This window comes from Agrobacterium burrii (assembly GCF_017313405.1).
In the GTDB taxonomy this organism is placed as follows: domain Bacteria; phylum Pseudomonadota; class Alphaproteobacteria; order Rhizobiales; family Rhizobiaceae; genus Agrobacterium; species Agrobacterium burrii.
Genome location: NZ_JAFLNA010000013.1, coordinates 138,431 through 162,249 on the forward strand (window position 1 = coordinate 138,431; position 23,819 = coordinate 162,249).

20 protein-coding genes and 3 pseudogenes are annotated in these 23,819 nt (G+C 54.6%); 18 read left to right on the top strand and 5 right to left on the bottom strand.

Annotated elements, in window-relative coordinates:
- Window positions 1–7 precede the first annotated feature (7 nt).
- The gene (locus JZX89_RS21955; protein ID WP_162936978.1) at window positions 8–154 is read right to left on the bottom strand and encodes a hypothetical protein; all 147 of its coding nucleotides are present in this window, start codon (window positions 152–154) and stop codon (window positions 8–10) included.
- A 355-nt stretch (window positions 155–509) separates the two neighbouring features.
- Between JZX89_RS21955 and JZX89_RS21960 the strand changes: the two genes are divergently transcribed.
- The 17 genes and pseudogenes from JZX89_RS21960 to JZX89_RS22040 all read left to right on the top strand — a co-directional run bounded on the left by JZX89_RS21960 (window position 510) and on the right by JZX89_RS22040 (window position 17,785).
- Window positions 510–1,286, top strand: coding sequence for a DeoR/GlpR family DNA-binding transcription regulator (locus tag JZX89_RS21960; protein ID WP_010974787.1), 777 nt, complete (start codon window positions 510–512; stop codon window positions 1,284–1,286).
- Window positions 1,287–1,343: 57 nt separating this feature from the next.
- A complete protein-coding gene (locus tag JZX89_RS21965) occupies window positions 1,344–2,909 on the top strand; it encodes an ABC transporter substrate-binding protein (RefSeq protein ID WP_045231717.1) in 1,566 nt (521 codons plus the stop codon).
- A 33-nt stretch (window positions 2,910–2,942) separates the two neighbouring features.
- Window positions 2,943–3,908, top strand: a complete 966-nt coding sequence (locus tag JZX89_RS21970; protein WP_233279035.1) for an ABC transporter ATP-binding protein — start codon at window positions 2,943–2,945, stop codon at window positions 3,906–3,908.
- Complete coding sequence (locus tag JZX89_RS21975) at window positions 3,905–4,924, top strand: oligopeptide/dipeptide ABC transporter ATP-binding protein (protein ID WP_010974903.1); 1,020 nt, start codon at window positions 3,905–3,907, stop codon at window positions 4,922–4,924. The genes JZX89_RS21970 and JZX89_RS21975 overlap by 4 nt, the downstream gene beginning before the upstream one ends.
- Window positions 4,921–5,847 carry an ABC transporter permease gene (locus JZX89_RS21980; protein ID WP_045231716.1) on the top strand — a complete coding sequence of 309 codons (927 nt, stop codon included), beginning with the start codon at window positions 4,921–4,923 and terminating at the stop codon, window positions 5,845–5,847. The genes JZX89_RS21975 and JZX89_RS21980 overlap by 4 nt, the downstream gene beginning before the upstream one ends.
- Window positions 5,840–6,700 (top strand): ABC transporter permease, encoded by an 861-nt coding sequence (locus tag JZX89_RS21985; protein WP_010891520.1) that lies wholly within the window; start codon window positions 5,840–5,842, stop codon window positions 6,698–6,700. The genes JZX89_RS21980 and JZX89_RS21985 overlap by 8 nt, the downstream gene beginning before the upstream one ends.
- A gap of 15 nt (window positions 6,701–6,715) precedes the next feature.
- A complete protein-coding gene (locus tag JZX89_RS21990) occupies window positions 6,716–7,516 on the top strand; it encodes a glycerophosphodiester phosphodiesterase family protein (RefSeq protein ID WP_045023290.1) in 801 nt (266 codons plus the stop codon).
- Window positions 7,509–8,327, top strand: coding sequence for an inositol monophosphatase family protein (locus JZX89_RS21995; protein WP_010974906.1), 819 nt, complete (start codon window positions 7,509–7,511; stop codon window positions 8,325–8,327). Before JZX89_RS21990 ends, JZX89_RS21995 begins: the two co-directional genes overlap by 8 nt.
- Before the next feature lie 101 nt (window positions 8,328–8,428).
- Window positions 8,429–8,785 (top strand): NUDIX hydrolase, encoded by a 357-nt coding sequence (locus tag JZX89_RS22000; protein WP_246746777.1) that lies wholly within the window; start codon window positions 8,429–8,431, stop codon window positions 8,783–8,785.
- A gap of 20 nt (window positions 8,786–8,805) precedes the next feature.
- The gene (locus JZX89_RS22005; RefSeq protein WP_045023288.1) at window positions 8,806–9,789 is read left to right on the top strand and encodes an aldose 1-epimerase family protein; all 984 of its coding nucleotides are present in this window, start codon (window positions 8,806–8,808) and stop codon (window positions 9,787–9,789) included.
- Between the two features lie 34 nt (window positions 9,790–9,823).
- On the top strand, window positions 9,824–9,919 hold the full coding sequence (locus JZX89_RS22010) for an AAA family ATPase (RefSeq protein WP_198927928.1): 96 nt from the start codon (window positions 9,824–9,826) through the stop codon (window positions 9,917–9,919).
- Between the two features lie 639 nt (window positions 9,920–10,558).
- Window positions 10,559–10,903, top strand: coding sequence for a hypothetical protein (locus JZX89_RS22015; protein ID WP_045231714.1), 345 nt, complete (start codon window positions 10,559–10,561; stop codon window positions 10,901–10,903).
- A gap of 2 nt (window positions 10,904–10,905) precedes the next feature.
- Window positions 10,906–12,165: a cytochrome P450 gene (locus tag JZX89_RS22020; protein ID WP_010974908.1), complete on the top strand. Its 1,260-nt coding sequence runs from the start codon at window positions 10,906–10,908 to the stop codon at window positions 12,163–12,165.
- A gap of 76 nt (window positions 12,166–12,241) precedes the next feature.
- Window positions 12,242–13,417: a cytochrome P450 gene (locus JZX89_RS22025; RefSeq protein ID WP_010974909.1), complete on the top strand. Its 1,176-nt coding sequence runs from the start codon at window positions 12,242–12,244 to the stop codon at window positions 13,415–13,417.
- Between the two features lie 275 nt (window positions 13,418–13,692).
- Window positions 13,693–14,801, top strand: a pseudogene (locus JZX89_RS22030) (IS110 family RNA-guided transposase).
- 710 nt (window positions 14,802–15,511) lie between these two features.
- Window positions 15,512–16,450, top strand: coding sequence for a hypothetical protein (locus JZX89_RS22035; RefSeq protein ID WP_010891511.1), 939 nt, complete (start codon window positions 15,512–15,514; stop codon window positions 16,448–16,450).
- Window positions 16,451–17,350: 900 nt separating this feature from the next.
- Window positions 17,351–17,785 carry a VirK family protein gene (locus tag JZX89_RS22040; RefSeq protein WP_010891509.1) on the top strand — a complete coding sequence of 145 codons (435 nt, stop codon included), beginning with the start codon at window positions 17,351–17,353 and terminating at the stop codon, window positions 17,783–17,785.
- 97 nt (window positions 17,786–17,882) lie between these two features.
- Here the strand turns inward: JZX89_RS22040 and JZX89_RS22045 are convergent.
- Window positions 17,883–18,634: pseudogene (locus JZX89_RS22045) on the bottom strand (type II toxin-antitoxin system HipA family toxin); the annotation flags it as partial.
- 454 nt (window positions 18,635–19,088) lie between these two features.
- Here JZX89_RS22045 and JZX89_RS22050 point away from each other — a divergent pair.
- A pseudogene (locus tag JZX89_RS22050) lies at window positions 19,089–19,265 on the top strand (transposase); the annotation flags it as partial.
- A gap of 1,165 nt (window positions 19,266–20,430) precedes the next feature.
- Here JZX89_RS22050 and JZX89_RS22055 read toward each other — a convergent pair.
- The 3 genes from JZX89_RS22055 to tzs form a co-directional block, all read right to left on the bottom strand.
- Complete coding sequence (locus JZX89_RS22055; RefSeq protein WP_045023280.1) at window positions 20,431–21,141, bottom strand: hypothetical protein; 711 nt, start codon at window positions 21,139–21,141, stop codon at window positions 20,431–20,433.
- A gap of 462 nt (window positions 21,142–21,603) precedes the next feature.
- The gene (locus tag JZX89_RS22060) at window positions 21,604–21,846 is read right to left on the bottom strand and encodes a hypothetical protein (protein WP_045023278.1); all 243 of its coding nucleotides are present in this window, start codon (window positions 21,844–21,846) and stop codon (window positions 21,604–21,606) included.
- Between the two features lie 439 nt (window positions 21,847–22,285).
- Complete coding sequence (gene tzs / locus JZX89_RS22065) at window positions 22,286–23,017, bottom strand: (dimethylallyl)adenosine tRNA methylthiotransferase (protein ID WP_010974913.1); 732 nt, start codon at window positions 23,015–23,017, stop codon at window positions 22,286–22,288.
- Between the last annotated feature and the right edge of the window lie 802 nt (window positions 23,018–23,819).

Genomic DNA, 23,819 nt, shown 5'->3' on the forward strand with positions numbered 1-23,819 from the left:
GCCTTGATCAGCGAAGCGGCTGCTCGCAACAGAGATCGGCCAGACGGGTGCCGTCTTGATTTGTCTCGAGAGGGAAGCGGTTCTCGTCGCAGACCTTGTCCAGCTTGCGGTTGATGAGGGTGCCGGTGGGCGAGCAGGGAGGAGAGCTGCCCACCGGCATCTTGCCCGCGCCGTATCGCAGGCAAGATGAATTCCAACTGGTTTCGTATTGTTGTCGTGCGGAGTAGCGCTGATCCGCGCCGGTTTTGTTGACGGCAGTTCGACATCGAATGAGTCATCACTCCTCCTAGAAGCTTACGATCTTGGTGCGGTGCGAAAGTGAGCGATTTCGATCACACTAACAAAGGCTTCCGCTTAGCTACCCGAAGCTTCTTGATCCCCAACAATGCGTAATCACTTGTAATGTATCGTTGCGATGCAACAAAACTGTCACCAAACTTTCATTTGACGAAGAACGATTACGCTCATAGTGTGAGCGATATAGACCATTTCTTGTTGGAAGGGAAGCGTTGGTGTTCAACTCGACTCAGGACCGCCAGGCGAAAATCGTTGAGCTTTTGCGCGATGAGCAGTTTTTGGCTATCGGCAGATTGACGGAGCACTTCCAGATTTCGGTGGCCACTGCGAGGCGCGACTTGAGCGAACTCCACGAGGCCGGACTCTTGCGTCGAACTCACGGCGGTGCGGTCAGCGTCACGCAGGTTACACAGGACAAGCCGAACGCTGCCCGCGCCGTCTGGAATCGGGCGGAGAAGGCGGCCATAGCCGGAGTCGTTGCCGGTATGATCGTCGAGGGTGACACGGTTCTTCTGGACGCCGGTACAACTGCGCTGGAAGTTGCCAAGAAGCTCGCTGACCGCAGAAACCTCACCTTCATCTCGAATGGTCTCGACATTGTCGAGGAATTGACGAGAGGGGAGGGCAAAAGCATCTATTCGGTCGGGGGCGAGTATACCGAAACGAACCGCTCCTTCCGCGGCCCTTTGGCGGAGCAGTTTATCCGCCAATTCAATGTCGACAAACTCATTCTCAACGCGGCGTCGATCGATGTTGATCGCGGATTGATCTGTACGTCGTCGCCCGTGAACGCGAGTGTCGCTCGCGCCATGATCGAAGTTTCGAGCCGCGTGATCGTCGTCGCGGATCATTCGAAATTCACAAAATCGAGCCTCTCGGTGACGGCCAGGATCGAGGATGTCGGCGTGATCGTCACCGACTCTGGAACCCGAACCATCATTGAGACAATACCGGAAAAGCTGCGGAAGAAGTTCGTTGTTGCGAACTAGGTTCGACGGCCGCGGGCGAATTAAACCCTCATTCAACAGAGCTGGGAGGAAAACCACATGCTTAAGACCAATCGCAGGAATTTTATGATGGGCACCGCGGCGATAGCGGTCGCTTCAACTGCCGGTGCGAAGTTCACCTTCGCGCAAGAACGCCGGGCGCTTCGCCTGGGTGTGAACGGATTGCCGAACTCGCTGGAGCCGGTCAATGCAATCAGCAATGTCGGCCCGCGTATCGTCAACCAGATATTCGACACGCTGATAGCGCGCGATTTTTTCGCGAAGGGAGCTCCCGGCAATGCCATCGACCTCGTTCCGGCACTTGCCGAGAGCTGGGAGCGCATCGATGAGAAATCGGTTCGCTTCAAGCTGCGGCAGAAGGTCATGTTCCACGATGGTGTTGAACTGACCGCGGACGATGTCGCATACACCTTTTCTTCCGAACGCCTTTGGGGTCCCGAAGCGATCAAGAAAATCCCGCTTGGGAAATCCTATTCGCTCGATTTCGATGAGCCCGTGGTCGAGGACAAATACATAGTCACACTTCGCACAAAGACCCCGAGCTATCTCATCGAGACCTTCGTCGCATCCTGGATGAGCCGCATTGTTCCCAAAGAATACTACAAGAAACTGGGAGCAGTAGATTTCGGTAACAAGCCCGTTGGAACAGGCCCGTACAAGTTCGTGGACTTTGTTGCCGGTGACCGTGTGGTGCTGGAAGCCAACGACGCCTACTGGGGTCCAAAGCCGACTGCATCGAAGATCACCTACCAGATCGTCGCAGAGCCAGCCACACGCGTCGCGGGTCTGATCAGCGGTGAATACGATATCATCACTACCCTGACGCCGGACGACATTCAGCTGATAAATAGCTATCCGGACCTCGAAACGCGCGGGACGCTCATCGAAAACTTCCACATGTTCACCTTCAATATGAACCAAGAAGTTTTCAAGGATAAGAAGCTTCGGCGCGCTCTTGCTCTGGCTGTCAACCGGCCAATCATGGTTGAAGCGCTCTGGAAGAAACAAGCATCTATCCCGGCCGGCTTCAATTTCCCGAACTATGGGGAAACCTTCGATCCAAAGCGTAAGGCCATGGAATATAATGTCGAGGAGGCCAAGCGTCTCGTCAAGGAGAGCGGCTACGATGGAACGCCGATCACCTATCACACGATGGGCAACTATTATGCCAACGCCATGCCTGCGTTGATGATGATGATCGAAATGTGGAAGCAGATCGGTGTGAACGTGGTCATGAAAACCTACGCACCGGGTAGCTTCCCCCCGGACAACCAGACCTGGATCAGAAACTGGTCCAACGGCCAATGGATGACCGATGCCTACGCCACGATCGTCCCCGAATTCGGGCCGAATGGTCAGGTTCAAAAGCGTTGGGGTTGGAAGGCGCCGGCCGAGTTCAACGAATTATGTCAGAAGGTCACGGTTCTGCCGAATGGCAAGGAGCGCTTCGACGCCTACAATCGCATGCGGGATATTTTCGAAGAGGAGGCGCCAGCCGTCATTCTCTATCAGCCGTATGACGTTTATGCCGCGCGCAAGGATGTCCACTGGAAGCCCGTGAGCTTCGAGATGATGGAATTCCGCAACAATCTCAGCTTCGGCTGAACTCGTTAATCGAGAAGGCGGCGCGCGCGAGGTGTGCGCGTCGCCCTGGAGGAGCCTAAGTTGTCAAATCTACTAACAGTTCGCGACCTGGTCGTTCAGGTGCCGGCGCGCGATATCACAATCATCAACGGTGTCAGTTTTTCACTGGATGCAGGGCAGACGCTTGGACTCGTCGGGGAGTCGGGCTGCGGAAAGAGCATGACATGTTACGCAATAGCCAAGGCATTGCCGCGAGGGATTTCGCAGACGGGCGGAACTATTGAGCTGAACAGTGGACCAAAGGCTGATGGCAAGCCGGCTATTGCCATGATCTATCAGGACCCGACCAGCAGCCTCAATCCGGTTCATTCGATCGGTTATTATCTCGAGAGCAGCCTTTATCGCCATCAGGGTCTGGAGGGCAACGATGCACGGCTCGAGGCCATGCGTCTTCTCGAACGTGTCGGTATCGACCGCGCCAAAAGTCGGCTGCGATCCTATCCTCATGAGTTCTCGGGCGGTATGAACCAGCGCGTCATGATTGCCCACGCGCTCGCTGCGAAGCCCAAGCTGATGATCGCCGACGAGCCCACGACAGCGCTCGATGTCACGACGCAGGCGCAGATCCTTCATCTTCTGGAGGAACTCAGATCTGAAACAGGCATGGCGCTTTTGATCGTGTCGCACGATCTCGGCGTGATCGCCCGCCTCGCGGATCGTGCGGCGGTCATGTATTGCGGAAAGATCGTCGAAACGGCGCCGGTTGCGGAATTGTTGGAGCGTGCAGCGCATCCTTACGCTCGCGCCCTGATCGGCTGCATGCCAACGATCGATGCGGACGACCTGGAGCCGCCAGTACCAATCCCGGGTTCTGTTCCTCTTCTCGATAACCTGCCTGCCGGATGTTATTATCACCCACGCTGTCCCCGCGCGAGCGAACAATGTTCCGTGAGCTTTCCCGGGCCTGTCAACGTCGGCGCGTTCCATGACGCGGCGTGTTACCATCCGGTGAGCCCATGAGTGCGCCTCTTCTTCAGGCCCGCGGGGTCACCAAGGTCTTTCGCCTGAAATCCGGGCTTTTCGTAAAGCCATCGGTACATGTGGCGGTTAATTCAATTGATCTCGAACTTGCGCCGCGTGAGCGGGTAGGTGTGGTCGGTGAATCTGGGAGCGGGAAATCGACACTCGGTAGACTTCTGCTCGGCTTGACCTCCACCACCGAGGGAGAGGTCTTGTTCGAAGGACTCGCGCACACAGATCGTAGCGCGCGAGACTGGTCGACGTTCCGAAAGGAGACCTCCCTGGTCCAGCAAAACCCGCTGTCCGCCCTTAATCCACAAATGACGATCGGCGAGCAAATCGCTGAAGCCGTCTGGGTTCACCGGGTTGCCAACCGCGCGGGCGCGCGTGATCGGGCGGCAACCATGCTGGACCGGGTCGGCCTCTCGAGCGCGATGATGAACCGCTATCCACATCAGATGTCGGGAGGGCAGCGACAAAGAGTTGTTATTGCCCGAGCTTTGATCCTCGACCCCAAATTGGTCGTATTCGATGAGGCGGTATCTGCGCTCGACGTCTCTGTGCAAGCCCAGGTCGTTGCGTTGCTTCGGCAGCTCTGGCAGGAGCTTGATCTGGCGTATGTGTTCATCACCCACGACCTGCGCATCGTTCGCCATCTCGTTGATCGTATTGTCGTGATGTATCTTGGCCGCGTCGTCGAAACCGGCGATATCAAATCTGTGTATGCGTGGCCACGCCATCCCTATACCCGCGCATTGCTTGCCTCCGTCCCCACTATGGACCCGACGGTCCGCAATATTGAACCACCGATCAAGGGGGAACTCGACGCTGGCAAGGTAATGACTGGCTGTGCCTTCCGGTCACGCTGTCCTTTTGCAATCGAAAGATGTGCGAAAGAAACGCCGCTGCTTCGGCCTGCGGGCGGGCAACTGGCAGCGTGTCATAGAGCGGAAGAGTTTCCGAGATCTATAGTCGCGCAGACTGATCCGGCGCAGATGATGGAGGTGGCGCGATGATTAGTTTCATCCTTGCACGCCTCGTTCGAGCGATCATTGTCATGATGCTGACCGTGACGTTTGTCTTCATCATTCTCAGGTTGGGTGGAGATCCAGCTCGGGCCATGTTGGGCGAGAACGCGACGCCAGAGGCGCTGGCAGCATTCCGAACAGCATGGGGCCTGGACAGATCCATTCCTGAACAGTTCCTGATCTATCTCGCCAGCGCGCTCAGAGGCGACTTCGGGGTATCGGCAGCCGACGGTCGTGAGGTATTCACCGTCATCGCCGAACGTATACCCAAGACATTGACGCTGACGATTTCAGCGTTCGTGCTAAGCGTACTCGTCGGTATCCCCGCGGGAATCATTGCAGCAGTCCGCCGCGACAGTGCCGCCGACAAATCCGTCATGGCAGGCGCTGTTCTCGGCTATAGCGTACCAAATTTCTTGCTCGGACTGACGCTCATCTTCGTGTTTGCCGTCTGGTTTCGTGTGCTGCCGAGCTCGGGAAGTTCCACCTGGCAGCATGCGATCCTGCCCGTTGCGACATTCGGTCTTGTCAATGCGGCTGCGATTGCGCGCTTCGCACGTTCCGCGCTGATCGAAGTTCTGGAACAGCCCTATATCGCAGCGGCTCGCGCCGATGGTATTCCCAAGTGGGAAGTGGTTATCCGCCACGCGCTCCCGAACGCGGCGATCCCGATGGTGACCATGCTGGGTTTCGTTGCAGCTGGCTTGCTGGGGGGGTCGGCTATCGTAGAGACCGTATTCGCCTGGCCCGGGCTTGGTAGCGGTTTTGTTCGAGCAATCACGCTCAGCGATCTCAATGTCGTTCAGGCAATGATCCTTCTCTTCACGGCGTTCATGGTCACGATCAACTTGATCGTCGATGTTCTCTATGCGGTGCTGAACCCGAAAATCAGGCTTCAAAAAAATGGCTAATACGACACTCTCATTACCAAAGCGGCAATTCCTGAAATCTGCCCGCCGCATTCCGATCAGTATCTGGCTATGCCTGATCTGGATTGCGGTTGTCGTCTTCGTGGGCATCACGGCGCAATGGTTGGCACCGTTCGACTATCTGCAGCAGTCACCTCTGGCGCGATTTGCGCCGCCGGGTGCGCCGGGACATTTGCTGGGAACTGATTATCTCGGTCGTGACGTGCTCAGCAACATTCTGGTCGCTACCCAGACGTCTTTGATGATCGCTCTTGTCGGTTCTCTCATCTGCGCGTTCATCGGTACGACCCTCGGATTTCTTGCGGCACATTTCGGTGGCTGGGTCGACAATCTCATTATGGGCTTCGCAGACGCGAAGGCTTCCGTGCCCTTTATAATCTTCGCGCTTGGTGTCCTGGCGTTTCTCGGGTCAAGCCCGCTGATACTTCTTATGCTCGTTGGTGTCGCATCATTCGAGCGTTATGCGCGGCTGACGCGTGGCCTCGTCTTGAGTGCGAACCAGGAGGGATATGCGGAGGCGGCGCGCATCGTCGGCGTGCCATCGCTTCGGATCTATGTGCGCCACGTCCTTCCAAACATTGCTGGACCGCTCATCGTTCAAATCACCCTGAATTTCCCGGATATCATCCTGCTCGAAAGCGGATTGAGCTTCCTTGGGCTTGGGATCCAACCGCCGGAAACGAGCCTTGGGCTGATGGTCGCAGACGGCAGAAACTATATCGCGATTGCCTGGTGGCTCATCGCGTTGCCCGGCGTTGTTATTGTTCTCACCACCCTGTCCATCAGCCTGCTCGGCGACTACTTGCGCGATCGCTTCGACGCGCGCCTGCGATAAACGAAAGGAATGAAAATGAACCCTCTCAGAATGACACCGGAGACGATCCGCCTGGGCGGCCATCGCGGCCACAGCGCCGGCGCCCCCGAAAACACGCTCGCGGCGTTTCGGAAGGCGTTTGAATTCGGCGGACGTAACGTCACATGCGAAACCGATCTCGGAATTACCCGCGATGGAGAACTTGTGCTGATTCACGACAAGACCGTCGACCGCACAACAGACGGTCACGGCATCGTTCACGACATGACCTATTCGGAGTTGTCGAAACTCGACGCAGGGAGTTGGTTCAGTTCGGAGTTTGTCGGAGAGCGTGTGCCGCTACTTAAGGACGCGCTTCAGCTCGCCCGTGAGCTTGGCATTATCTATCAGCTTGAACTGAAGATCTACGACGCGAACGACGTCTTCTTCCCAAAGTTGAGGACGCTCATCGATGAATTGGGCTGTGCGGATCTCCTCCAGTTCTCTTCCTTCGACTACGTTCAGCTGAAGGCCGTCAAGGAAGCAATTCCCGAGGTACCGACCGTTGGCCTGATGCATTCGCGCCTCATCGATCCAGCCGCCCTTGCCCGTCAGGCCAATCTCGATGCCATGAACATCGAGATCTACCATTTCGCCAGCGGTGAAGCCCGCCAACTCCACAACGAGGGATTTGCCGCTTTTTGCTACCTACCGACGGGGTACCATGAAAAACTCGCGCAGTACGGCGTGGACGTGGAAACGCAGGTCGTTCAGTGGGTTCGTGAAGGTCAGTTGGATCAGTTGCTCGGAGACGACGTCGCACAGGTCGCCAGGCTCAAGGACCGTGCAAATGGCTGATCGGGACACATCGACATCTCACGCAGGAGAAACAGCTTCGATTGTGGAAGAGATCGCGCGCAAGGCAGGCGACCTTGCCCTCGCTCATTTCCGCTCCCTATCGAGCCTGTCGGTCGAGACCAAGGGACATCTCGATCTTGTGACGAAGGCGGACAAGGAGGTCGAAACATTTCTTATCGCGCAGTTGCGGGAGGCGTTTCCCGCAGACGGCATATTTGGAGAAGAAGGGGGCGAAATCAAAGGGCGTTCAGGTCGTATCTGGGTGATCGATCCGATTGATGGGACATTCAATTTCGTCCGCGGCGGTCAGAACTGGGCAATTTCCATCGGTCTCTATGAAAACAAGCGTCCTACATTCGGGGTTATCTTCGCTCCAGTCCGAAACCTGATGTTTGTTGGAGGGAAAACGGTGGAGACGAAGCTCAACGGCATGGCGGTCAAGCCACTTCCGCCGCTCGATATGTCGCGTGCATCGACCGGGTTCAGCTACCATCCTTCGGCTTCGACAGCGGACAGGCTCGAAGTCATCCGTTATATCTCGGATGATCTCAATATCAGCTTCCGTTTCTGCGGCGCTGCGACACTCTCGATGGTCGAGGTGGCCATGGGCGAGACAGATGGCTACGTTTCATTGGGAGACTCGACGTGGGACGTTATGGCAGCGTTGCCTATTTTGAGCAATCTGGGTGTTGCGGATACGATCGACTGGGACAGGACCGACTTGTCGGCCAAACTCCGGTTTGCTTGTGGCAGCCACGACTTCCTGGAGAAGGTGAAGCCGTTGCTCGATAAAGTGGCGCTGGCCGCATAATGCGGCGCGCCTCTGACAATAACGGTCACAGATCGCCACTGGTCGACGCGGACCAATGCGGCGCGATTTGCGTACGCTCGACAAGCCTTGTTAACAGCGAGATGGAAGCGCTTCTGATCACCAGCCGCGAAACTGGCCGCTGGGTAATCCCCAAGGGCTGGTCGGAGGGCAGGAAAAAGCTTCATCGAGTCGCACGGGAGGAAGCTTGGGAAGAAGCCGGCGTGCGGGGAAGAGCCTGCAAAAACCCGTATGGTCACTACCGCTATGACAAGAAGGTATCACATGACGAATTCATCCCTTGTCTGGTTCAGGTTCACCTGCTGACCGTATCGACCCTGAAGGATGATTTCCCCGAGAAAGGACAACGCCAGATCAGGTGGTTTTCTCCGGAGGAAGCTTCTGGATTGGTTATCGAGCCGGAGCTCAAACAACTGCTTTTAAAGCTGCGACAGCAGTGACCCACACAATTGAGGACGACATGGACATCGAACTTCTCAAGAAAACACCCGACCTAAGAGCCATAGCAGATATCCGGCTGGCGACCCTCGAGGACGGTCCGGCGCGTGGCCAACGGCTGTTGATCGCTCGAAATGCAACAGGAATTGCGTTCGAAGTGGCGTTGGATCGCGGCTTCGATATTTCCAGCCTTTCGTTTAGGGGGACCAATATTGGTTGGAACTCGCCGATTCAGATGCGTTTTCCAATGGTTGATCCAGGCTCCGAAGGCGGCTGGGCTTTCATGCGCAACTTCGATGGCTTCCTTGTGACATGCGGGCTCGACCACATCAGCCGTCCTCTGGAAGTTGATATGGCCCACTATAATCATCCGCACCTGAAGACGAAAAGCATGCCTCAGCATGGCAGAATCTCGACCGAAAAAGCAAGATTGGTCGGATATGACGTCGACCCAGAATCCGGTGAGATCTTCTGTGAGGGGATCGTCAGGCAGGCAAGTGTCTTCGGCGAAAACCTGGAGCTGAGACGGAGGATCACTTTACCAGTCTTTGGTCAGGTGCTGCGGATTGACGACACAGTGACAAACCGGGGGTTTCGCCCGTCTGGACATGCAATAATCTATCACCTGAACTACGGCTATCCGTTTCTGGATCAGAACCTCGAGATCACGGGTCTTCCTGAGCTCCTTGCGGCAAAATTGGTCGTGGATCCACCTCGGCCAAGTGACGATTACGGCGAATACGTCGACTCGGTCGATAGCCTAGAGATTCCGGAAGCGGATCCGATCGTTGTCAGCAACCGTGAACTCGACATATCCGTCGGCCTGACGTTCACTCGCGACCAACTGAACAAGCTTGCTATCTGGAGAGCTTATCAGTCTGGAGTGTTTGCGCTCGGCGTCGAACCCCGCACCGACCTGGCACAGGACAGACCTTTGCTTCTGCCTGGCGAAAGCTGCAAGAACTCGTTGCAAGTTGAACTGACCGATTGCTGTTGTTCCAACTAAAGGAGCTGGTAGGGCCTCAAACGGGGGACAGGAAATGAAACGCGTCTTGATCGTCGGTTGCCCAGGTGCTGGAAAATCCACGCTTGCGAAGCAACTCGCCAAGATCACCGATCTTCCTCTCGTACAGTAGCTCGACGCGCCGAGCACGCCGAGGAACAGTTCCGCCTCGCGGATCTCACCGGTCTTGCGATCGACAATCGGCACCTTCTTGCCGGAATAATCAACGAAGACTTTGTCGCCGGCGATGTGTTCCTGGCGCATCGTCGGTGACAGGCGCTTCTCAAAGCCGCGGAACAGCTGGCAAAAACGGCTATATCCATACCCATCCGGATGGGCGCTGCGGTATTCCTCCCAAAGAATCAGCAGCGTCACGCCTGGCTTCTTCAGCTCGATTGAAAGCGGTCCCCAGTCGGGCTCTTGGCGCAGTCGCTGGCCCCGCTTGACGCCGGGGTGAACGAAGAGCTTGGCCTCGAGAACATCGTCTGTCAGGCCGCTGGCGAGGGCCCAACTCAGCCCTGCCATCGCAGCCCGCTTCAAGTTGTCCTGCACGGTGCTGCGAGCAATGCCAAGCATTACAGCGATCTCGCGGCTACTCGTTCCGCTACCCGCAAGCCGCAGCATTTGTCGTATGTGTCGCATGGTCAGCTTTCTTTTTGCAGGCATTAAATTCCCCTCGTGGATATCGAGGGGACACATGCCAATGTTGCTGACCCAGGGGAACTTGAGTGCCGGAAACTGACCGGTTATTGATAGGAATGGTGGCCGGTCAATGATTGGAATGGCGGCCGGGTTCAGAGTGGAATTCGCACATCTAACTTTTGTGCTTAAAATGGACAATGCCTTTGCGGCAAACTTAGGCGCAATCCCTACAGCTTTCCACCAATTCCGCGACGGACAAAGTTGGTCGACGGTAGCCTGCGGCCTGTGCGACGAGCGCCTCAAGCACCAAAGCCGGAAATATAATTTCGACCATATTACAGATGAAACGAGATTCAAATTTGTCGACATATCTTTTGTTGCTACGTTAAACCGAAGGCTTATTATTGAAGCTAAGGCTTTGAATTCCCATACGGTTTACGTCGATTCTGGTATCGACTTCGATGAAAGTATGTAAAAATGATCACGAGCAGCATTTCTGGGACCGACCAGCAGTTTCAAAACGCCACGCAGCCAAAAGAGCTCGATCCTGATGCTGTTCCTGTAAGCAGGCTTGATTCTGAAGGCCATGAAATTTTTGCTGAATGGCGACCTAAGCGCCCGTTCCTTCGGAGGGAGGACGGCGTCTTTTTGGTTCTCCGCGCGGATGATATCTTTCTGCTGGGCACCGATCCTCGTACGAGGCAAATAGAAACAGAACTCATGTTAAATCGAGGCGTAACCCGCGGCGCCGTTTTCGACTTAATCCGCTACAGCATGCTCTTTTCAAACGGCGAGGTCCATGTGAAACGGCGCTCAGCCTTTGCGAAGACCTTTGCATTCCGGATGATCGACGCGCTACGCCCGGAGATCACGAAGTTAACGGAGCATTTGTGGGACGATGTACCGAGAGTTGACGATTTTGACTTTGCTGAAATGTACGCGTCGAAATTGCCTGCGCTAACGATTGCCAGTGTACTTGGTTTGCCATTTGGGGATGCACCTTTCTTCACACGACTTGTTTACAACGTTTCGCGCTGCTTAAGTCCTTCGTGGGGAGAAGACGATTTTCCGGAGATTGAGGCTTCTGCCGTCGAGCTCCAGGATTATGTCCGGGCAGTGGTAGCGGATCGCAGCCGACGTATAAGCGATGACTTCCTCTCTTGCTACTTGAAAGCGGTGCGGGAAGAAGGAACGCTTTCACCCATCGAGGAGATCATGCAATTGGTGTTTCTCATACTCGCCGGAAGCGATGCAACTCGTAACGCGATGGTGATGCTGCCGACTCTTTTGCTGCAAAATCCTGTTGTCTGGTCCTCTCTATGCCACGATCAATCCGGCGTCGCGGCCGCAGTGGAGGAAGGGCTTCGCTTCGAGCCATCAGTTGGGTCTTTCCCGCGGTTGGCGCTCGAAGATATTGATCTGGATGGGTACGTATTGCCAAAGGGAAGTTTCCTAGCCCTAAGCATCATGTCCGGCCTGCGGGACGAGAGACACTACGAGCATCCTCAGCTTTTTGACATAAAACGCAAACAAATGCGCAGGCACCTCGGATTTGGCGCGGGTGTGCATCGGTGCCTCGGCGAAGCTCTGGCGCGGATTGAATTGCAAGAAGGACTTAGAACACTTCTGCGCCGCGCGCCGAGCCTTAGGGTGACAGGCGACTGGCCACGGATGATAGGTCACGGGGGTGCACGGCGCGCCACGGGGATGACAGTCAATCTGGGCGTCGATCGGTGAGGTCACCGTTCCGTTCGGTTGACGGAGATGACGTTGAGTATCACAGCCAGGATTAAATGAACCGGGAGAACTCCCAATGCAATTGGCACCAGTGGATCGCGTAACCACAATCGACGACCTTACACTTGATCCCTATCCGATTTATCGCCGAATGCGCGCGCAGACCCCGGTGGTGCGGGTCGCCTCAGTGATGCGAACGTTTCTGACCAAGGCCTCCGATACGAAGATGGTGAAGGATCAGCCCAGGCGCTTCAGTTCGGATGACCCCAACACGCCAATGAAGCCGGCCTTCCAGGCCCATACTCTAATGCGCAAGGACGGCGCGGAACACGCCCGCGAAAGAATGGCCATGGCTAAGGCCTTTGCTCCCAAAACGACCGCGGAGCATTGGGCGGCGATCTATCGGGACATTGTAAACGAGTATCTTGATCGCCTATCCCGCGGCAGCACAGTAGATCTGTTCGCGGAGATCTGCGGCCCGGTGGCTGCCCGTATCCTGGCTCATATCCTTGGAATTAGCGAAGCATCCGACGCAGAAATGATACGTTGGTCGCAGCGGCTAATTGAAGGGGCGGGCAACTTCGGATGGCGGCCTGAGCCTTTCGAGCGGGCAAACGAAGCCAATGCGGAGATGAACCGGCTCTTCGACAACTTGGTCGAAAAGCACCGGGCGGAACCGAACCCCTCGGCTTTCGCGATCATGGTGACCGCGTCTGATCCCATACCCATGAGCCAGATTTACGCCAACATCAAAATCGCCGTCGGCGGAGGCATCAACGAGCCTCGCGACGCTCTTGGCACGATCATCTATGGATTGCTGACCAATCCGGAGCAGTTCGAGGAGGTTAAGAGGCAGCAGTGCTGGGGGCAAGTCTTCGAGGAGGGCGTGCGCTGGGTTGCTCCGATCCAGGCGAGTTCGCGCCTCGTCCTGGAGGACACGGAAATTCGCGGTTTTCTTGTCCCGAAGGGCGATACCGTGATGACCATCCAAGCCTCTGCCAATCGTGATGAAGATGTCTTTGACGACGGAGAGCGCTTCAATGTCTTCCGCCAGAATAATGCGCACCAGTCCTTCGGCTCGGGGCCGCATCACTGTGCCGGTGCGCAAATCTCGCGTCAAACCGTCGGGGCGATCATGTTGCCTACGCTGTTTGAACGTTTTCCGAACATGACGCTGACTAACCCGGACGCGGTGCAATGGCGCGGCTTCGGCTTCCGCGGACCGATTAGTCTACCGGTTACGCTTATATAATCGTAACCACTGTCGCTTGGCATTAAGCCGTAGAAAGGGATCAGAACAAGATTAGTGCGAAATCGTACGTTTGGCCGGGAAAGTGATGATCGAGATGGATATCCGTTCCCAAAACTGAGTCTTAAATAGCATTTCACCCTAAAACTTCTTATTCAGCACAGGCCGCAAACTACGGGAAATATGCACGAATTCGGTTAGACCAGATGAGCGATTTTTGGCGGTAAAGCCGCTAGGTTTTCCTTGCTGAGCCAATATTGGTTTCGAAGGGAAAAGCCATGGAGAAAATAGTTTATGTAGGCCTCGACGTTCATGCTGACACGATAGCTGTCGCCATTGCTGACGACGGTCGGAATCGAGAGATCCGATTTCACGGTGTGATTGAAAATACTGCAGATAGTGTTCTAGGTCTCACCAAGCGGCTTGTTGCCGCAAACACCCAACCCATCTTCTGCTATGAAGCAGGCCCATGCGGATACGGTCTGCATCGCTTGCTCACGAAGCTTGGATTTGATTGTGCTGTCGTCTCTCCGGCCATGATCCCTCGTCGTGCAGGCGACCGGATCAAAACCGATCGACGCGATGCGGAAATGCTGGCGCGGCTGTGGCGAGCAGGCGAATTGACCCCGGTCTGGACACCGGATGAAGAACAGGAAGCTATGCGGGATCTGATCCGAACCCGCAAACAGTCCCTGGATGCGCTGAAGATTGCAAAACAGCAGCTCCAGAGCTTTCTGCTGCGGCATGGCCTTCGCTACAATCGACCTACTTACTGGACCAAAATCCATTGGCGCTGGGTCAATGAGCTGCGCAAATTCCGCTTTCCACATCAGCAACTGGCTTTTGAGGAACTGAAGCGAACCATCCGCCAGATCGAAGAGCGCATCGCCACGTTGGATCAGGCCATTAAAGATGCTGTAAAGGATTGGCGTTTTGATGCACTGGTCGATGCCCTGCGATCATTGCGCGGCGTCAACACGATCATCGCTGCGACACTGGCCGCAGAGATCGGCGACATCAACCGCTTCGACAATCCACGCCAGCTCATGGCCTGGTTGGGGCTGGTGCCAAGTGAGCATTCCAGCGGCAGGACAGTCAGACGGGGGCGCATTACAAAGACAGGTAATGCCCTGGCCCGAACCATGATGGTTGAAGCTAGTTGTCGTATCGACACCCACCTCGAGAAAGACATCCTTTTTTGAAGCGCAGTCAGCATCAGCCTCAAGAGATTAAAGATATTGGCTGGAAAGCGCAGACGCGATTGTGCAAGCGGTACCGGGACCTTTCAAAAACCGGGAAACCACAACCTCGTGTTCTGACCGCTATTGCGCGCGAACTTGCTGGCTTTATCTGGGATATTGCCCGGCACGTGCCGATCCCAGCATAGCCCGAGACGTACCGCACCTTTCTGCCTGTGCAGCATGCTGGAGATGACGGCCAAAGAACAGGGAACCCTCGACTTACGTTGGGATAGATATCCGTCCTTAGAGAGAGGCAAGCCCGCATCGAATATGGTCAGGCGGTGAAAATCCGCGGATGAGAGTATGATAACCATCGGTTCGGATCGCCATCTCCAGCACCGTGCACAGGCTGCATCAATTGACTGACCTCGCGAAAACGGGGTAGTTTAAATGCGCCCGGAAAACCTAAATCGCTTATGAGAGCGTACGATTTCGCACTAATCTTGTTCTGCCCCCAGGAATGCGACCGTTTCGACGTGGTTCGGTATCTTATTCGAGAATCGAAATGTAAAGATTCTCTTTATAATCAGTCAGCCTGCAGCATGTGCGTTAGGAGAAAAATCATGCTATAGTCTGATTAATATTACTCTATAAGATCGACCATAAGCTATTTTCTTATATCATTCCGCCTGTGGCAATCGGAATCGCTTGGCGCTTAAACGTGAGGGTGACCATCTACGGCGCTAAGACACTACTCCAGCTTTGGTTTCGGAAAATGACTACTTCAACATCGTGCATTTTCACCAGGTCAATTGAATCACAGGTTGTTAATTGCAAAAGTAATACAATAAAAATTGAGGCTCTCTCTTTATCACAGTAGGTTCCGACCGATTGAGAGAAAGAAGGAGCATGCACGATGGAGCCCAGCCAACGAAGCTTAAGTGATGAATCCGAAGCGTCCCGTACGGAAGTCCATTCTACATCGACAAATAGGGATATGCCTCCCGAGCTTTTGGCTAAGGTGGCAACTTATATTCCTACCCAGGACCCGGTAGAAACGGCACGAAATCTTGGAAGCCTGGAACGTACAGGGCGTGCAGGTCGTGAAGCCGTTACAAGTGATCCCGTCGGAAAATATCACGCGCGAATGAAACGAATTGGCGCCTCCGCCAAAACCGTGTTCGATACGGTCATTCCCGGAAATCAATTACCTGAGTGGGAGACGAACCGACCCTCTCCGACGGCCAGAACGCGAGCCGTTGGCCCAATTCTTAAGTTCCAGTCTGAAGCGGGAAAATCGAGATTTGTCACCAATATACTCAATTTGCCTGAATCTGCTCAGTGCGACGCAATTCTTAGTGTCATAAAACACTTGAATGATCTTGGTGAAGCAAACAAGACGCGACTTATCGAACGCTCTATCGAAATTTTGCGGCTAGAACCCCCTTTGACCTGGAATATGGGCCAGAAATGCCCTGCGGTCGACGTGCTGGTCCAAGGCGAAAAGTACCTAAATGCGGATCAACTGGCTCGCATACAACAAGAGAGGAGCAGCCGTCCGCGACTGTCTCCCCTGTTTGGCCGAGCCATAGCCGATTTCGAGGTTCAAAAAACCATGGACGCAAATCCTAGACGATATAGGGACGCGGCGGGGCCTGAGGTCAGAGCTGTAGACACAGTAATTGAGACAATTGAGAGATATAGTGCGTCGTTAGCAAGAGGCGGTCCAAATGCAGTGGGACTCCTAACGACGAACGAAAGCTTTGAGAAAAATATCAATGAGGTCTACAACCGTACGCGAGCCGAGCTAGACGCTTCTTCACGTGACAGAAGTCGCTCTGGACTATCGCGATAATTTCCTGGATCCACCGCGCTGTTGTAAGTTGACACATCGCATCGTCTTGCCGCTGACGGGACTTTTGGGGACGTCTTTAGTTGAACCGCCCCATGACGCGAATGCTGTTTGATCCCGTATCACTTCCCTCACAAATTCTGAAGGGACATCAGGTCTCGAATGTACGGCCCCATTTGTTTCAAATGAAGCTTTCGCCGGCGTTTCTGAAATCCTTCTGAAAACGTCCGACCCTACGTTCGTCTGTAGGGGCCGTGTCAACCGGACGTGATAGGGATGGTAGACGCAGCGGTTTTTCCGGTTTCACGCTGCGGCCTAAAACGCCTAGGTTAGAAAGCATTACCTATCCGGCCCCACCCCTCTGGTTGCGATCTGGTGCAACACGGTGATGCAACGTCGACTGCACTGAACTAAAAAATGCAAAGGGATATCAATTGAGCCGATCTTCCCTGAGTGCAGCCTTTGGAAAAGAGGACGGTTTCGGAGCCTTGTCCATGCGCGGAAATAAACAGGCGAATACGGGGCCTGAAAATTCTCAAAGTGGCGATAGTGCAACGGCGCGGCCCGCCTCCGGGGTTGCGTTTTGCTGTCCGTGAACTGCAATGTCTCGAAGCACCGGAGCGCGTGCGAATGAGCGCGTGGATCACCTCATGGCGCTCGGAGCTTCAGGGGAATCCGCCGCCCTCAACACTTCATACCAAACAGAAACATGGAGATGCCGAAAACGCCATCCTAGTGGAATCATCGTCCGCGCTGAGAGATTGCTTCTCATCAAGCAGACGGGGCGACTGCAAGGCAGGGCTTGCTAGGCGACTGACTCCTCATCTCAAAGCTCAACGTAACAGCAATTCCATAGTATCGGAATGGCTTACCTTCTTTTAGTCAATCTAAATAGGATCACCTATGAAACTTATGCTACCGACCCTGTTTGGGATACTTTTGGCTACGGCTGCAAACGCTGCCAATGATAGTCATGTACTAGCAACCTTTCCCGAGATTGCGCTTGCACTGACTACCGGCAAGCCAGTGGACGTTATGGTCGATTTAAGTTTGTGTACTCCGGGGACCGACGATACACCGCCGACGAAGACGCGCGGAGGCATTCGCATAGATGGGTATAGAATCACTTCTGACGGCACCCTCGCTTTTGCGGATCAGCACTTTACGATTGATCGTGACGGTAAGCCTATTCTTCAGTTTCTTCGCTACCAAATCCGGTTGGACGGTGACGCCGAACTGACTATGGTCGTATTCAACATGCCAAGCTACGAGAGAAAAGGTACCAGCTTGGCCTACAAGTGCGCGATCAGTCACGGGTTGAGTTTCTTCGCTCCATAGTGATCTCTGACTCCTGTGTGACGCCAATCAGAGTTGGCTTAATCTGCCCGGCGAGGCAATTTGCAGGTGGTGGTTCGAGTTATGAAAAAGGTACTCGTCATAGCGCAAGCGCTCGTTTTAAAATAAAGGCGCTGGCCATGCGATTGATCTTGGCTGAGCGGGCGCCGATCGCCTTGGCGGTATCGCGCCAGGTTGCGGTCATGGTCGCGACCTCTTTGATTATCGCGCGGGCCTGCGGCAGCGTGAGAGCGCGAAAAACTCCGACGCGGCTTCCAGCAGATCGAGCGAGCAGGTGCCCTCGTCGAGATGGATGTTCGCCGTCAGCTCCCGAGCCTTCAGATCGGTCGGAACGGGTTTGAGGTCGTATGCCGGCGAGAGCGACCAGTCCGCCTTTCCCAGTCACAGGAAACCGTGATTGCGCAGGTGATCGTCGACATTGGAAATCAGCACATGGAAGACGACACGCCGATAGAGGACATGGGCGTCCGTCTTACCTTGGGCGCCGTGTTTAGCAAGGGCATCGACGATCTCCGGAGAGCTGCCGCGCTCGCCGCCCATCGTCGCCATCGTCGACAGGAACGGGGTGCGGATCGCCCCTTCGCGATCGAAGCGTCGCGACAACATGACGGCCTTGCCGGCGAGGTCGATCAACTCGTGCCGAGGAGTGGCGATACCTGCCTGGCCGGCCAGCCGCAGCGCGATCTCTTCCCAGCTCTCCATGCTGTAGTCGTTGGTCTCCTTCGGGAATTTCGCGATTGAGAGTCGACCATGTTGGTCGATGACCGAGGCCTTCGGGCAGGCATCGCCAAGGGAGGAGCCTGGGGCAAAGATGAGCTGCAGGCCTTCATCTTAGCGGCATAATTGCGGGTGATAGCAATGAAAGCTCAATTCATGAGGTTTCTTTCCGCATCCTTCAACGAATCCCTGCCTCGACGAGGGTGCAATCTCAAATGTATCGTGAAAGCGGTTCGGCCGACCAGGCCCAAGTGGTAGAGCCGGAGCCATATTGGAGGCTGATCTACGAAGGGAGAAAAGCAGCAGACTGGCATCCCACAAGGCTCTCTCGGCGTTGGATGCAATGCCGAACGAAAAACTCATTTTCCGCCTGAATTGCTCGCCGAATTCGCGACGCACTTGCCATTCGGCAATCCATTGGAAACGGCAGATAATCTCACGAATTTTTCAGCTCGCAAGTCGCCAAGTGCGGGTGCGGTTTAGGGTAAGCGCGCAATACCCCGCACCTTTTTCCGTTGAATGAGCTGAGGCATTTGGTGTCCACCTAAAATGAGGTGGACGCCAAATCATGGAAGATGATCAGAAACTGCGTGTGAGGCTTATAGGCCGGAACGGGCGACGTCGTTTTGATCCGGTATCGAAGGAGCGGCTTGTCGCAGCCTGCCTTGAGCCGGGGGCATCGGTATCGAGACTTGCGCTCGAACATGGGGTCAATGCCAACCTCCTTTGGAAATGGATAGGCAAGTGAGTACTGACCGGCCCAATGCGCTTCGGACCGAGGAAGCTAAGCGCTTGAGCACCGAACGTCCGGTTTAAATGCGCAAAAAATGTCGCCAAGGTTGTACTCATGATCCGGACGCCAAGGTTTCTTGGATAGCAGGTCGCATATTTCGCATGAATCTTGCGATCAGAGCGGATGTTCATCGGACTTCTTTTGGGGTATTGGCATTTTGCCCTGGTCGTTGACACTATCGCCACCCCGTGTCAGCGATACGCCCTGTCACCAACTTAACCTTTGGTGACAGGGCTAATATTCAATAGATCCCCCGACCCTCAATTAGTTTGGCTAAATAGAGCACAAGCTGCGCTTGGCGGCTGGCCATCAGTTCTTTTGAACGTTTTCGAACGGCGCCTGCTCAAAATTGCGAGCTTCGATCAGCGCTTCAATAATCGCAATAGTCAGGCGCATGGTACAATAATCGGTGCTCCATCGATGACCTTCGGATGTCGAGCGCAGCAAATCCAGTCCCTGGCCGACACAATCTCCTCGGCCCGATTAATCGCCCATTCCATAAAGGTTTTTGAACCTGATCGTTTTTCCCGATAACCACAACTATCCGTGTTGCCTCCGCATTTCTAGGACGGGAAGAAAAACAAGCAGTTAAGGCGCAGCGCGTCGTCCGCTGCATGCCGGGTAACGCTATTGCTCTAAGATCACGCAGCACCAGTTCCACACCTTGCTGCTTTCAGCGAAGGCACCGGTCCGCGACGCACAACCGACCTCATCTAGCTTTAGATCAAACAATATCAGATGCACCAACCTGCCATTGTAAAAATAGGGTTCCTCTTCGTTGCTAATTGCGTTCGCGTTTCTTGTAAGGAGATGGAGCCGCTGGCCGATAGCGGCGCGAACAGTTTCTGCAATCCGACTGGGGACCTATTGACGTATCGTGGGAACATGAGTGCCAGCCGTCCAAGACAGCCCGTTCATGAATGATGCGAGGGGCGAGCGCGGCAGAATGGCCAGCCCCGCTCAAAGATGTTTTCAGCCAGCTGTTCAACACGGTTACGACGAACCGATCCTGTGCAGCACGCCTTTATAGCGAGCTCCTGAGCTTGAAAAGCGATCTGGATGACTCGTATCGATCCGTTCTCTTTCGAGCAGTGAATCCGGTAGCCGTCGCAAAACACTACTGAGCAAGCGAGCGTGGAACCGGAAAGTCTAATACTTTGCTTGTGTAACTTTCTACCAAGGTACTAAACGGCGTGCCGTCAGGAAGTTTCAGCACAGCACGATGTTCGAGCAGGAATGGCGGCAGGGTAGGAGATCCCCTTCCAGACGCAATCAAGCCGTCCATGTCCCAGCCTTCTGATAGAGGAGACCAGAGTAACTTGGCAGATAGATTGGTGCGTGTGAAATTGAGAGCCAGAACGGCTCTGCCAAACGCGATATCGCTGGTATTCAATGCCTGATTCATCTCGGCCGTTAATCTTGCCGGCACATACCAATTGTCGGCCTCGGACAAGACGCGGTCGCCGCAGACTAGGCGAACGCGGCGATAAGCGATCGGCTCGTCGGGTCCGACGGTCAGTAGTTCACGGATATGATCATCGGCCGGCTTGGCTTGCCCGCGCACACGCTGAGCTAGGATCTTGGAACCTTCCGGTGCGAGCTTGTGCCCGGCGCACCAGCGGTCAAGGGTCAACGTAGCACTGGCGTTACTCAGGAGATTGGCATTCAAGGTCTGGAGAACCGCAAGCGCTTCCACTTGAGATGCCGGCGTGTTCAACCACTGAGACCCTATAGACGGTTCTTGCGCAATTGCGATCTGGGTGCCCAGCACGATGGAGGCCGCTGCAAGTGCGGCGATTCGAAAGCATTTCGAAGGGCATAATGACACGGAGAATGAAATCCTTTGTGGAGCAAATTTGATGGGCGAACCCTGCGGTCAAATTGCGTTGATTTTGGGAGGCGAGCGCGCGTTGTCAGCATATATGATACCGGCAGCAAGATCTGGCCTGCGCCTTGGGCGCACCGTATACCGGTCAGGTTCCCGATTGACTTTCTTACCATCTTTTGATGTTCCTGCCGCGCAGGTTCGCACCTGTTGAAGCCTAGGTGCCCGAGCCGTTCTTTGCTTGCGTCACATCGATGTTGTCCATGATATCCTCCGTCCACTCGCCGACCTATAGTTGGAATTTGCAGGTGTTGACGAGTGAGATACCACGTTGGTTTTCGTCCAGCGTGGCGACAATTTTCATCATGGCACTTGGAAATCCAATGGACTTGGGTTTCAAACCAGGAGCGCGGCGGCTGGTTGGATTTCTCCCAAATCTATCGAATCGTTATTCTCACTTGCGAGTCAGCGCTCTTGGTCTTCCCCCTCGCGCGTTGCAAGATGCTCGTATAGCTGGATCGGATAAAATAGTTCGCAACCGAACGCAAAATCCAAGAGCAGTTGCTCGAAAAAGGACCTCTTCGTCGAAGTCGGGCGCTGCTGCCGGTCGGGCGATAGTTGTAGATCAGGCAGGGATACGCCGTCGATAGTTGCCAATCGCAGATGCGAGTAGCCCAGGCGCTTATCTGATTTCTTTTGGTGCCCCATGTCATCGTACTCCTTATGTAAGCTTACCGACGATATGTGCAGTCCATCAGCAGTATAATGATTACAGGAGACCAAAGATTGGTTTCAAATGTAACCGAATAAGCCTGCTGTACGTAATGGCAATCGGTCGATATCAGTCGGCACAGCCACTCGTCTTGCTGAGATGCAATGTCGACGTGTAACCAAAATGACTTTGATGGAAGTCGACTTTGAAGCCTGACCGACGCCGGCTAATCGAAATCTGCAACTGCTGGAACTCGGAAGCGGCCAAATCCCTCGAGGACCGAGCGCCGGCCGAGGTGCTTCGAAAGAAATCACTTATTCAAATAAGATGTGCGAATAGCTTTGGCGCGCCGCATGTCGCGCTTGGAGGTGACGCCGACCGATGCTGCGCCGCCGATGGCCATCCAACGCGCAGGTCAAATGATGAAGCGGCGAATCACCGAATTCGCGTCAGCGTGACCGGGCAAACAGGCTGTCCTGCGCCATCTTCTGGCCACTGAGGAAAATCGCGCTCCTGCGAGAGCGCATGTTCAAGATATTCATTAGCTATGGCCTCTATGAGCTCTACGTGCCGCCCTGCATCAATATTTGGCAACTGGCTGATTGCGAGATCGTGTTTGCGCGCAAAACGAATTGCGCAGCGATATCCGTCGATATCTTCCAAAATCGGTCGAGCGGCAGGGTAGTTCCAGAGTTCCGCCAACTCCTCCAACAACGAGGGGCGATCTTCCCGGATGGCAAACATTTCCGCAACGCGTTGCTTGGCTCGGGTGAGAAAGGCGTCCGAATCCCCAAGACGTAGCCGCTTGACATGCCATTGAAAACCCGATCTCCAAAACGGACTTTTAGCCATGCAATTGAGAAGCGAAATCGACCCGCCCTCGAGAATAAGACCCTCTTCGGACTTCCGCCAATCCACTTCGAATATGAGTCGACGATGGGCACTCTCAGCGTCAAGGATGCCCTCGGTGAGGGGGCGGGAATCCAAATATATTCTCCGCGTTGATTGCAATTCCGATTCCAAAGGTCTTCCGCTACCTGTCGCGATTTGAGGACAGCATTGCACACGATCAAGGGCAACCACCGGCCACCCGGTTTCTTGTGCGATTTGGATCGCCATGTCCGTTTTGCCGCTGCAAGTCGGTCCGTAGATGAGATGGAGTAACATGTGCGCCTCATATAAATTTAATGGGATATCCCATCTGTTCCAAACCAGATTTTTCAATTCGGATTATGATGTTTTACTGCATGATTTTTACCAGCTTTACGCAATCTGCTGAACTAATATCGCGCTACATTTGTAATCGTACATTTTTGACGTTGCCGGCTCATTCGGCCATGAGAGTTTCCATCCCGTTGTCCTCCTGAACAATTGAGGAGTTTGGCCCCGACACCTGCTTATGGTGAATGCAGCGGACCCCGTTAACGCAACGTCGAAAAGCGGATAGGCGATTTGAGTAGGGAAGCCACATCGGCCGCGCGGTATGCTCCGTCAGCACCTGACAGTTCGTGTTGCAGCTTTGCTTGGTCACTGAAACGAAAAATGCCGCTGAAGAATATTTAACGGATATGCACACGAAAAAGCCGGTTGGGTCTCATATGCGCTGACGTCCTGGCTTCGTTTCGAAGCCGACAGCCTCTAAGGTGGTACGAACACAGACCTAATATCCGCTAGTGTCCGCGGCAGCCGCCACGGCAGTTCTCGCTGCGCATAGCATAGCAACTTGCCCTGTCGACGCATGATCAGCCATATTGTTAATGTCGACGATTTCATTTTTCTCGGTGCAAACGGCGACATCCCGACCATATCGATCCTACCAGCCACCGCGCGGAGTCAAAGAACACCTCGGCAACCGGAAACATCCATTGGAATGCCGAGGCTGTGTTTCATTTGAAACACACTGAGTCGACGTTTGTTGCTTCAAACCCATTTACAAACCCTACTGTGCGGCCTAAGGGCCACCGGGGTG

Bases quoted from the DNA above. Each gene is read 5' to 3' on its own strand.
- JZX89_RS21965 (WP_045231717.1), top strand. From the start codon at position 1,344: ATGCTTAAGACCAATCGCAGGAATTTTATGATGGGCACCGCGGCGATA.
- JZX89_RS21975 (WP_010974903.1), top strand. From the start codon at position 3,905: ATGAGTGCGCCTCTTCTTCAGGCCCGCGGGGTCACCAAGGTCTTTCGC.
- JZX89_RS21980 (WP_045231716.1), top strand. From the start codon at position 4,921: ATGATTAGTTTCATCCTTGCACGCCTCGTTCGAGCGATCATTGTCATG.
- JZX89_RS21985 (WP_010891520.1), top strand. From the start codon at position 5,840: ATGGCTAATACGACACTCTCATTACCAAAGCGGCAATTCCTGAAATCT.
- JZX89_RS21990 (WP_045023290.1), top strand. From the start codon at position 6,716: ATGAACCCTCTCAGAATGACACCGGAGACGATCCGCCTGGGCGGCCAT.
- JZX89_RS21995 (WP_010974906.1), top strand. From the start codon at position 7,509: ATGGCTGATCGGGACACATCGACATCTCACGCAGGAGAAACAGCTTCG.
- JZX89_RS22000 (WP_246746777.1), top strand. From the start codon at position 8,429: ATGGAAGCGCTTCTGATCACCAGCCGCGAAACTGGCCGCTGGGTAATC.
- JZX89_RS22005 (WP_045023288.1), top strand. From the start codon at position 8,806: ATGGACATCGAACTTCTCAAGAAAACACCCGACCTAAGAGCCATAGCA.
- JZX89_RS22010 (WP_198927928.1), top strand. From the start codon at position 9,824: ATGAAACGCGTCTTGATCGTCGGTTGCCCAGGTGCTGGAAAATCCACG.
- JZX89_RS22015 (WP_045231714.1), top strand. From the start codon at position 10,559: ATGATTGGAATGGCGGCCGGGTTCAGAGTGGAATTCGCACATCTAACT.
- JZX89_RS22020 (WP_010974908.1), top strand. From the start codon at position 10,906: ATGATCACGAGCAGCATTTCTGGGACCGACCAGCAGTTTCAAAACGCC.
- JZX89_RS22025 (WP_010974909.1), top strand. From the start codon at position 12,242: ATGCAATTGGCACCAGTGGATCGCGTAACCACAATCGACGACCTTACA.
- JZX89_RS22035 (WP_010891511.1), top strand. From the start codon at position 15,512: ATGGAGCCCAGCCAACGAAGCTTAAGTGATGAATCCGAAGCGTCCCGT.
- JZX89_RS22040 (WP_010891509.1), top strand. From the start codon at position 17,351: ATGAAACTTATGCTACCGACCCTGTTTGGGATACTTTTGGCTACGGCT.
- JZX89_RS22060 (WP_045023278.1), bottom strand. From the start codon at position 21,846: ATGGGGCACCAAAAGAAATCAGATAAGCGCCTGGGCTACTCGCATCTG.
- tzs (WP_010974913.1), bottom strand. From the start codon at position 23,017: ATGTTACTCCATCTCATCTACGGACCGACTTGCAGCGGCAAAACGGAC.